Source organism: Streptomyces adelaidensis, from assembly GCF_016598475.1.
Lineage (GTDB): Bacteria > Actinomycetota > Actinomycetes > Streptomycetales > Streptomycetaceae > Streptomyces > Streptomyces adelaidensis.
Genome location: NZ_JAEMUX010000053.1, coordinates 50,444 through 60,586 on the forward strand (window position 1 = coordinate 50,444; position 10,143 = coordinate 60,586).

The window sequence follows — 10,143 nt, forward strand, 5'->3', positions numbered from 1 at the left end:
TCCGTCGGCTGCGGCAGACAGCCGACGGAACGCCCCGCTCCCGCTCGGTGGAAGGGGTGGATATCAGGGCATCAGATCGGCCGGCTCCACCGAATTGCCGGGGCGGTTCCGGGCCATGCACGACGCCTCTTCGGCGTCGGGGATCTGCGCCTCGAAGCGCGTCTGGGCACGGTCCAGAACTTCGTCGGGGTCCCTGCCATGCGCATGAAGCCAGTGGAGGAAGTCCGTGATCATGCCGATCACCGCCTCTTCGGCCACGGTCGTGCTCAGCCGGCTGTGGGTGCTCGGGGTGAGACGCGGCTCGGTCGTGGCATAGACGTCGAGCAGCGCCTCGGCCCGTGACACACCGGGGCCAGCGACATGACCGGTCGGCCCCGTGGCCGCCGTGGCCAGCTCGCACCAGGTGACCTTCCGGCCACGACGGAGCTGAACGCCCCAGCGGTCGGCGATGGCATCGACGAGGGCCATCCCGCGCCCGCTCTCCGAGTCGGAATCCGCGGCCACGAGCGTGGGAAGTGCCCGCGTATCGGGGTCGTGCACCTCAAGGCGCAGGCGCGTACCGCTCATCGAGACCGCGAGCGTGGCCGGAGTGCCGTGACCGACGTGCGTGATGACGTTCGACACGAGTTCACTGACGCAGAGTTGAGCCCCGTCGACGACTTCGTGCAGTCCCCAGAGCCCCAGGTGGAGCCGCATGATGCGCCGCAGGGCAGCCACTCCCTCAGGGTCGGCCGTGAAGGCCAAGTCCCACGGTTTCCGAGACATACACGGTTTCTGGCTCACTGAGACCTCTCTCGTCGCATGTCGCCTCCTCGCCCACCCTCACGCAATCAGCGGAGTGTCACACCTGCTCACGGTGGGTGGCGATGCCATCAGAATGGCGCCTGCTCATCCCGATATGCAATGTGCACAGCGGGATTCCCACTTCCGAGTGATTGGCAGGCGTACCCCCTTGGCGCGAGACTGAACGCCCGTTATCCGGCGGATGGTTGACAAGGGGTGTAGATGGCCGGTTCACCGACGGCGCGACGTCGCCGTCTCTCGATCGAGCTGAAGAAGCTGCGCGAGACGAGCGGGTCCACCTGTGCCCAGGTCGGCGAGGCGCTGGACTGGAGCGGCTCCAAGGTCAACCGGATGGAGACCGGCAGCGGCCGGGTCCAACCGTCCGACATCGACGCCTTGTGCCGGTTCTACGACACGAGTGATGAGCTGCGGGAATTCCTCAAGTCCTTGGCCCGGCAGGCCAAGACACGCGGTTGGTGGCAGGTGCACGGAGCGGGTGTCCCCGAGTGGTTCAACATCTACATCGGCCTGGAACAGGACGCCTCCACGCTCCGCCAGTACCAGTGCGAGTTGCTGCCCGGTCTCATGCAGACCGAGGGGTACGCCCGCGAGCTCCACACGACCGGTGCGTACATGTCCGCCCAGGACATCGACAGGGCAGTGCACGTTCGCATGGAGCGGCAGGCCATGTTGACTCGCCCCGACGCCCCGGACGCCTGGTTCATCGTGAACGAAGGGTCTGTGCGCAACGTCATCGGGGATCGTGCAGTGATGCGCGAGCAGCTTGAACGCGTCCTGGAGTCGTCCGAGTTGCCGACCGTAACCTTGCAGGTCCTTCCCTTCGACTCGGGTACCTGTCCTGCCACGGGCTCGTTCACAATGCTCGGCTTCCCGGCCCCCGAAGATCCGGACCTGGTGTACCGGGATGGCATCACTGATGCCGTTTACCTGGAAGGCGAGCATCATGTTCGTGAGTACACAAAGGCGTTCGACGGCTTGCGAGCCGCAGCCCTGAGTCCTCAGCGTTCCGCCCAGTTGATCAAGTCCGTCCTGAAGGAATCCGCCAGGTGAGCATTGCCCAGTCCGACGGCGACGGCCGTCTCGTGTGGTTCACGTCGTCGTACAGCAACGGCGCCGGAGGCGAGTGCGTCAAGTGCGCGATATCCGATGACCGCACTCTTGTACGCGACTCCAAGATCGCGGGAGGGCCTGTGTTCATCGTTCGAAGTGATACTTGGCGTTCCTTTGTACGGGCCTTGACCGGCACAGGGCTGGTGCACTGATTCGGCCGCTTCGACACCTTCACAGACGTGGTCTTGGAGGAAGCGCGCGCACGCTGATACGGCACCGTGACCGGTTTTGCGGGGTGCTGTTGAGATCGTCCCCCACGCCACCGATGATGTTCACATGCGTCGGTGGGCCGGCGCCTGGTGACCGGTAGTGGCAGAGCGGGGGCATGGAGTGCTGCGGCGGCAAAGGGGCGGCGTACTGACGGCTGATGCGTCATGAGGAACCGCTTACAGCTGTTGCTTCAGGTCATGCTGGTGTTGGTCGCGAGTCTGCTGGGGATCGTCACCAACTACGCCACCAGTGAGAACGACGTTCCCTGGCTCCTGGCACTGCTCCAGCAGGTTGCGATTCCGGCGATCGGCTTACTGATCGTCACGATGGTGGTGATGCAGGTTGTCGTCCACCGGTTGGAGAATCCTTCGCCTCCGCCGACGGACTGGCCCCGCGACCGGGTTCCGTACCCGGGGCTGGATGCCTTCGTGGAGGACGAGGCTGCGGTCTTCTTCGGCAGGGAGGCGCAGAGCGAGGATCTGACGCGTCGGCTTCATGTACCTCAGGACCGGCCGGCCGACAGGTTCGTTGTGCTCGTCGGAGCCTCGGGGAGCGGAAAGTCGTCGCTGGTCAGAGCGGGAGTGATGCCGAGGCTGCGCGGTCGCCGGTGGTTGGTCCTCCCCGCCTTCTCGCCGGGCCCCAACCCCCTCGCGGCCTTGGCCTCGGCCATCTGCGCAGCTGAGGGGGAGCGCGAAACCGTAAGCGCTGTGTTACGGCGCCTTCGGCATGAGCCTGCCTCCTTGCTCGCGGAGCTGGACCGGCTGCGGGGAAGCAGGTTCCGCCACATGCTCCTCGTGGTCGACCAGTTCGAGGAAGTCGTCACCCTCGCCGGCGAGCGGGAACGTACCCAGTTTCTCGATGCCCTCCGTGCTTGCGTGGCACAAGATGCGAGGATCCGGGTGCTCGCCACGCTACGTGTGGAGTTCCTGGGGCAGTTCCTCGGCACGAGTCACGCCGAGCTCTTTCAGCATCCGGTCGCCATCGGTGCGCTGGGCAGAAACCAGCTCTCCCAGGTGGTGGAGCGGCCTGGCGCGTTGGTCGGTCTGACCTTCGCACCCGCCGTCGTCGAGGCCATAGTCAATGACGTGGGCACAGACGACGCGCTGCCGCTGCTCAGCTATCTGCTGCAGGAGCTGTACTTCTCCTCCGGCCCGGGTGAAACGGTGTCGGAGGAGCTCTATCGCAGTCTCGGCGGAGTGGCCGGCGCCCTCGCACGACAGGCTGACCACACCGTGGCGGAGCTTGGCTGTGGAGACGATGGGATCGGCTTCGTCCTGAAGGTGCTACTCGGATTCGTCACCGTCCAAGGTCAAGAGGTGGCCAGGCGCCCGGTGCTGCTCGCCGAGCTGACCGCGCAGGAACGACGTGTCGTGGACGCCTTCGTTGACGCCCGTCTGTTGATGTCCGACGTAGGCACAGGTCAAGAGCCGTACGCCCAGGTGACGCACGAGGCTCTGTTCCGCCAGTGGGCCCCCTTGCGGCAGGAGGTCGAGGCCCGCGCCGAGCAGCTGCGCCAACGCGCGGAACTCGAACGATGGGCACAGGACTGGGATCGCTCCGGACGCAGCCCCGACTACCTGCTCACCGGCGAGCGGCTCACCCTGGCCCGACAGTGGCTGCACACATTGCAAGAAACCGGCCAGGCCTCGCACACCGCGCAGTCACTTGTCGAGTCCTCGCAGCGGCGAGATCTCGCCTTCCTGCGCCGGGTCTCCGACAGCATCGGCAAGTACGCGCTCGGTGCCGCAGAACAGCAGCCGGAGCACTCCCTTCTGCTGACACTTGCCGCACTGGGCGAATGCACTCCGACCCCGTCCGCCCGACGCGGCCTGATGACGGCTCTGGCATCCAGTCATTTGCGTACCTCACTCGACGGACACACCGACACCGTCAGGCATATCGCCTGGTCTCCGGACGGCCTCCGCCTGGCCACCGCCTCGCGAGACGGCACAGCTCGCGTCTTCGACGCACGGTCAGGCCGTTCACTGCACGTCCTGCCGTCCGGCGGCACGATGGTCGAGGGCGTGGCCTGGTCGCCGGACTCGACCCGAATCGCCACCACGGGCCGCGATCGTGTCGTACGCATCTGGAATGCCGCGTCCGGAGAGCCACTGCGGTTACTCACGGGCGCCACCGACATCGGGCGCCAGGTTGCCTGGTCCCCCGACGGACGCTGGGTGGCCGCGACTTCACGCGACTGGACGGTACGCGTGTGGGACGCCGAGACAGGGGACCTCTTCCAGGAGCTGCGGGGACACCGTGGCGACGTTTGGGGCCTGGCATGGGCCCCGGACAGCGCTCGCCTGGCCTCCGTCTCGCACGACCTGACCGCCCTCGTCTGGGACTTGGCGTCGGGCAGCTCGGTGACGGTACTGAGCGGCCACTCCGACTTCGTGGAAGGCATCGCCTGGTCCCCGGACGGACGCCTCATAGCCACGGGTTCCGGTGACCACACAGTGCGGATCTTCGACGCCGAGAGCGGCGAACTACGGCTCCTGCTACGCGGCCACACCGACTACGTCTGGAACATCGCCTGGTCGCCCGACGGACGGACGCTCGCCTCCGCTTCTTCCGACCGAACCGTACGGATCGTCGACGCTCACGACGCCAAGGTCGTCGCTGTCCTGCGCGGGCACACCGACACGGTCTGGGGCGTGACGTGGTCCCCGTCGGGCGACCAGCTCGCCACCAGCTCCACCGACGGAACCGGACGCATATGGGACCTGCGGCCTCGCGGCGCCGAGAGCCTGCTCCTCGATGGACACCGCAGGCCCGTGAACCAGGCGGCCTGGTCTCACGACGACACGCGCATCGCCACCGCGTCGGACGATGGGACGGTCCGGGGATGGGACGCCGCCACCGGCACCTCCCTCAGCCAAGTGATCGAGCAGACGGAAGACCGAGTGTGGAGCACGGCGTGGTCACCGCTCGACGACCGTCTGGCCATCAGCACCAATGATGGGCTCTTCCGTGTCCTCAGTCCGGGCCAGGATGGCACGAACGGGATGAACAGCGCGTTCGAGCACCGGGGAGCTGTGGTCGAATGCGTCGCCTGGGCCCCTGACGGCAACCGCATCGCGACCGGAGACCATGACGGCACAGTGAAGGTCTGGTCGGCCCAAGAGTACGTAGAACTCAGCGCTCTGACGGGTCATCAGGACTGGATCAACCGCATCGCCTGGTCCTCCAGCGGCCGCTACCTGGCCAGCGCCTCGGACGACCGTACGTGCCGACTCTGGGACGTCGCCGAATGCAGGCAGCTCACGGTGCTGCGCGGCCACGACAACTACGTTGACGACGTCACCTGGTCCCCGGACGAAGAACGCGTCGCCACCGCCTCGGGCGACTGGACCGTCGGCATCTGGGACACCGCAACGGGCCGCCGCATCGAGACCCTCAAGGGTCACGAGGGCCGTGTCCGCGCCGTCGCGTGGTCGCCGGACGGCCGACTCATCGCCACCGGGTCCGATGACCGCACCGTACGCATCTGGTCGTCCGCCACCCTTGAGGAGATCGGCATGGTCGGGGTGCACCAGGACAAGGTGTCCTCGGTCGCCTGGTCCCGGAACGGCACACGCCTGCTCACCGCCTCCTCCGACGGCACCGCCCGCGTGTGGCCCGCCGAGCCCGACTTCGACCGCCTCGAAGCGGAAGCCCGCAACCGGGTCTCCCGTGTTCTCAGCGATGAGGAACGGCGCCACCACATGCTGCCGCTGGACCCGTGATCACAACTGGGGTCATAGCCGGGGCTCGACCGTCCTGTCATCGGTATGCAGCAAGTAATCGTCCGGGGCCAAGTTCATCGCCTTCCGCTCCGGCGAAGCCCAGTAGAGCGCGTTGCGTTCGGCGAACGTCTCCGGGCCGTCGTAGGAGATGAGCCAAACGAACTGGTTGCGCTCACGGTCGGCCCAGGCTCCGTCGACGGTGAAGCCCAACTCCAGGCGCAACGGCACGATTTCCGCGCGCCACCGCTCCACCCACTCATCGAGCATGCCCTCCCGGACGGTGTAGGTGCGTAGCTGAGTGGTCTTGGGCATGCGGGTCCTCCCGAGGTGAGCTCTCGAGGCGCAGAGTATGCGTCGGTGAGGGGTCGGCAACAGAAGGCGGGGTCGCGGACTGTGTCCGCCTGGTCTTGCACGGTTTCCGGCCTTCGGTGGGTCACGAACAAGACGCGCGAGCAGGAGTTCCACGACCTGACGCGTGGAAGCTGTCACTTGTGAGGGAGAACCGTGGCGCAGAACGAGTACGAGGCGAAGTTCCTGGAGATCGACGTGCAGACCGCTGTCGGCGCGCTGCGTGCCGTCGGGGCCGAACAGGTCTTTCCCAAGACCATGTTCACCCGCCTGATCTTCGAGAACGACGCCGTGCAGGGCGAACAGTGGCTGCGGCTGCGGGACGAGGGCGGCAAGACCACGCTCACCCTGAAACAGGTCACCGATGCCACACACATCAACGGGACCACCGAGATCGAGGTCGAGGTCGACGACCTGGCCAAGACCGCGGAGCTGCTCACGGCGCTCGGTCTGCGGCAGGTCCGCTATCAGCAGAACTACCGCGAGGAGTGGCGGCTGGACGGCGTCACCTACGACTTCGACACCTGGCCGGAGCTCGACACCTTCCTGGAGATCGAGAGCTCTTCCGAGGCGGCGGTGCGGGACGCGGTGGCAGCCCTGGGCCTGGACTACGCCCACGCCCGCTTCGGCAGCATCGATCTGATCTACAAGAGCGAACTGGGGCGTGACATTCTCGCTGAGCCGACCCTTCTCTTCGCGTGACGGCGTACGGTCCGGTCCGACGAAGACCCAAAGCGCCTCAAACCGGACGGACAGAGGTACAAGAACCGCAACAGCACCTTTTCACGGACTGCCGGACAGCTCGGGCAGTTCAGGCGGTTCATCCGGGGGCTCGTCCGGCGGGGACACCAGGGATATCTGCTGCCACACCCGCCGGCGCTGACGGGGTGCCATCTCCCAGCCTGAAACAAAGACGCCTCCAGCCGATCGCCGACCCCGAGCGCCTCGACGAACGACCCACGGCCGCGGGCCTGGAGCCCCACTCCGAGTTCGACCGGCGCATGCGGAGGGAGTGACCCCACGTACGTCGCCCCCTCCCAGGGCCCGACGTAGCCTCCGGGTCAGGCGGGACGCCATCCTGTCCTGCTCGTCCGGGACGGCCCCTGCCATGCTGTCGATGGGAAGACGCCTCAGTCCAGTCCGCCCGTCTGAAGCACGTGGGCGAGGAACACCTCAACGAGTTCGGGCTCGGGGGCATCGGGCACCACGGAGTCCGGCAGCTCGCTCTCCACTCCCCACTGGGTGTTGAAGGTGATGGCGTGCCCCTTCGGGACGGCACCCGAGCGCAGCAGCCATCGTACGAACTCCGCCGCGCGCCCGGCGGTGCAGTTCTGAACGGCGACACCCTCCGGTTCGCGCTTGGCCATGCCTTCGATGTCCTCGTCACCGAGGGCCGCCTCGAAGAACATGAAGGGCCCGCCGCCCGGGCCCTCTTCCCGGGGGTCTTCTACCCGGAAGAACGCCTCAGGGTCGAGTGCGAGCAGGAGCTGCTTGAGCCGGGTGAAGGTCAGGTCCCAGGTGTCGCCGGAGGCGGGGGTGAAGATGTACAGGGTCTCCAGCTCTTCCAACTCGGACCGTTCCACGGTGCGTTGCTCCTTGCTCGATGTACATCTCGATGTACGTGGGGTACAGGCAGACTCGGGTAGGCGGGACACGATGCGCTGGGCATGGGTCAGGGCTCGTAGCGGGCGTATCCCTTGACTCCGTACGCGGCCATCATCACGCGCCAGTAGGCCACCGAGTCCTGGTTGTTGGTGACGGTCTCCACGCCCCGCATCTCCGTGTTCCTCGGGTCGTTCAGCGCGGCGGCGTACTTCTGCAACTCGTTGCGGTCCGGGCCGTAGAGGAAGTCCTTCTTGCCGGTGTTGTGGCTCGTGCGCAGTTCGTCGAGGGTGCGGTAGCACTTCTTCTCGTCGTTGACGTATTTGGCTTCGATGGCCATACCGTCGGCGTCACGAAAGCCGTCGACCATGAGGGTGCTGTTCTTGCTCAGCCCCTGAGGTATCGGCACCTCGTATTCCGGGTAGCCCGCGACACGCTTCTGGTAGGCGACCTCGGCCGGCTTGCCGCCGGAGACGTCGCCCTCGCGCAGAGAGTTCAGCCAGGTCTGGAAGTTGTTCTGCTCGCTGCCGGTCAGGAGCGGGAAGCGCGGATCCGGAGGTGCCGGCGGTGGAACCGGCTGAACGCGTGGGCCGTTTGCCGGGCGATAGGCCACCGGGACGATCAGAGGCGTGCGTATGAGTGGCGGAAAGATCGGCGGGAGGGACGGGAAAAGACCTCCCCCTTCGTCGGGCTGCGGGATCTTCACCCGGGCCTTGGACTGGTCCAGGGCGGGCGGGATGCTTCCTAGGCTCGCGATGCGTGTGTCGCCCGCGACCAGTTCGTGCAGGCCGCCGTCATGACCGTTCCCGCCGAAGAACGGCTCCTCCCAGCCCCACAGGGGCTCGCCGAACAGCGGGTCCGACTCCTCGGGTATTCGCTTCAGTGCGGTCTCGATGTGGTCGGCGTACGCGTCGCAGGCGTTGGCGAGCATCTTGCAGGCGGCGTACAGGTTCGCGATGAGCGTGTCGTCGTCACCGACTTCATCCGGCGGGATCTTCTTGCCGATGAACACCTTGAACCAGTCCTGAACCGCGTTGGCGGTCTCTCCGGCCTGGTCGAGCGTGGCCGTCTGCCATGCGGTGTCGGAGTCCCAGTACGCGTCGCTCATGATGCCGGCCGCGGCTCGCCAGCTCTTGGCGACGTTGCGCAGCTTGGTCTGCTGGCCTCGGAAACGCTGACTGAGCAGGTACTGGTCGGTCCAGCTGGTCTCCCCGACGACCTCTGGCAGGTCCTCGGCATGATGGCTGGCTCGCTGGTTGCAGTCCGGGCCGGACGGCTGGGAGCCGATGCCTGGAGCCATGCCCTGTCCCAGCAGCTCGGCCGCGATCTCGCTCTCCTGCTTCAGAAAGGCTTCGGCACTCTTCAGCAGGGCTCCCGCGCCACTGGCCATGGCCTGGTGCGCGTGCCCCGCCGACTCGTAGACCGTGCTCACCGCCGCCTTGTACACAGTCGCGAAGGCGCGGCCCGCTTCGTCATCACCGGCCATGCCCGCCTGCTCGGCGAGTTCGATGGAGAGCAGGCTCACCGTCTCGAAGATCAGATCCCGCAGATCGACCAAGGACCAGGACGCGTTGACGAAGTTCGCGGTCTGATGCCGAAGATCCAACGCTCCCCCTGTGCGCCGTACGAAGTCGCCTTCGGAACCTACCTGTGGCCCCTGGGAGTCAGCCCAGCGGGAGACTCTGTTCCGCCGGAAGGGCAGAGTCGCTCCCGGGGGTTCAGTCCCGTCGGAACTCACTGTCAGTGGCAGGTCGCACGCTCCCCGTCGCCGACAGGCGAGTCGACAGGACGAGCCGCGGGAAGGCGTCCGCCCCGCAAAGTTGACCTTGCCAAGTGTGTAGGGCTGAGACACCTCGATCAAGACCCAACCCCCGCCGTATAACGCCCTGTTGTCGCGCGGATACCCGCGATAGCCTGCACATGTCCTGTGCGGCACAACAGCCGGCACAGCCAGCGGCAGTCGAGGGACGCGAGGGGAATCGTGGAGCGGCGGCGCGATGTGCGGGGGCACTACGAGGAGCTGGCGGCCGAGTACGACGAGCACTGGATCTACGGGCCGGACTACGTTCCCTGGATGTCCGGCCGGATCGCTGAGGCACTGCGGCTCAGTCCCGCGGACCGGATCGCCGACATCGGTTCCGGGACGGGCTTGTTCGCGAAGGAAGTCGCCGGGCGACTCCAGCCACGTCAGCCGGTCCTGTGCGTCGATCCTTCTGAGGCGATGCTCCGTCAGCTCGGCAACCCGCCGCCGCCCGCGCTCGCGCCGATCGTCGCATCCGCCGAGGACATCGCCGAAGGGCGAGCCGAACTGCCGTACGAGCAGCTCGACGCGATGTGGCTCAAG

General features: G+C 66.7%; 9 protein-coding genes. 5 read left to right on the top strand and 4 right to left on the bottom strand.

What is annotated here, in order from left to right; all coding sequences use genetic code 11:
* Positions 1 to 63 precede the first annotated feature (63 nt).
* The gene (locus I8N67_RS26960; RefSeq protein WP_200306422.1) at positions 64 to 765 is read right to left on the bottom strand and encodes an ATP-binding protein; all 702 of its coding nucleotides are present in this window, start codon (positions 763 to 765) and stop codon (positions 64 to 66) included.
* A gap of 240 nt (positions 766 to 1,005) precedes the next feature.
* Between I8N67_RS26960 and I8N67_RS26965 the strand changes: the two genes are divergently transcribed.
* From I8N67_RS26965 to I8N67_RS26975, 3 genes are all read left to right on the top strand, one after another.
* Positions 1,006 to 1,854 carry a helix-turn-helix domain-containing protein gene (locus I8N67_RS26965; protein WP_200306424.1) on the top strand — a complete coding sequence of 283 codons (849 nt, stop codon included), beginning with the start codon at positions 1,006 to 1,008 and terminating at the stop codon, positions 1,852 to 1,854.
* A 32-nt stretch (positions 1,855 to 1,886) separates the two neighbouring features.
* Positions 1,887 to 2,066 carry a DUF397 domain-containing protein gene (locus I8N67_RS26970; protein WP_307835379.1) on the top strand — a complete coding sequence of 60 codons (180 nt, stop codon included), beginning with the start codon at positions 1,887 to 1,889 and terminating at the stop codon, positions 2,064 to 2,066.
* 393 nt (positions 2,067 to 2,459) lie between these two features.
* Positions 2,460 to 5,849: an nSTAND1 domain-containing NTPase gene (locus I8N67_RS26975; protein ID WP_443729047.1), complete on the top strand. Its 3,390-nt coding sequence runs from the start codon at positions 2,460 to 2,462 to the stop codon at positions 5,847 to 5,849.
* A 12-nt stretch (positions 5,850 to 5,861) separates the two neighbouring features.
* On the opposite strand, the gene I8N67_RS26980 is transcribed toward I8N67_RS26975, so the two are convergent.
* A complete protein-coding gene (locus I8N67_RS26980; protein WP_200306430.1) occupies positions 5,862 to 6,161 on the bottom strand; it encodes an NIPSNAP family protein in 300 nt (99 codons plus the stop codon).
* A 192-nt stretch (positions 6,162 to 6,353) separates the two neighbouring features.
* On the opposite strand from I8N67_RS26980, the gene I8N67_RS26985 reads away from it, so the two are divergent.
* Positions 6,354 to 6,899, top strand: a complete 546-nt coding sequence (locus I8N67_RS26985; protein ID WP_200306432.1) for a class IV adenylate cyclase — start codon at positions 6,354 to 6,356, stop codon at positions 6,897 to 6,899.
* A gap of 428 nt (positions 6,900 to 7,327) precedes the next feature.
* On the opposite strand, the gene I8N67_RS26990 is transcribed toward I8N67_RS26985, so the two are convergent.
* The gene (locus I8N67_RS26990; RefSeq protein WP_200306434.1) at positions 7,328 to 7,780 is read right to left on the bottom strand and encodes a hypothetical protein; all 453 of its coding nucleotides are present in this window, start codon (positions 7,778 to 7,780) and stop codon (positions 7,328 to 7,330) included.
* 89 nt (positions 7,781 to 7,869) lie between these two features.
* Positions 7,870 to 9,405, bottom strand: a complete 1,536-nt coding sequence (locus I8N67_RS42935; RefSeq protein WP_234046344.1) for a restriction endonuclease fold toxin-2 domain-containing protein — start codon at positions 9,403 to 9,405, stop codon at positions 7,870 to 7,872.
* A gap of 321 nt (positions 9,406 to 9,726) precedes the next feature.
* Here I8N67_RS42935 and I8N67_RS27000 point away from each other — a divergent pair.
* A partial coding sequence (locus I8N67_RS27000) for a class I SAM-dependent methyltransferase (RefSeq protein ID WP_504740507.1) occupies positions 9,727 to 10,143 on the top strand: 417 nt, incomplete at its 3' end.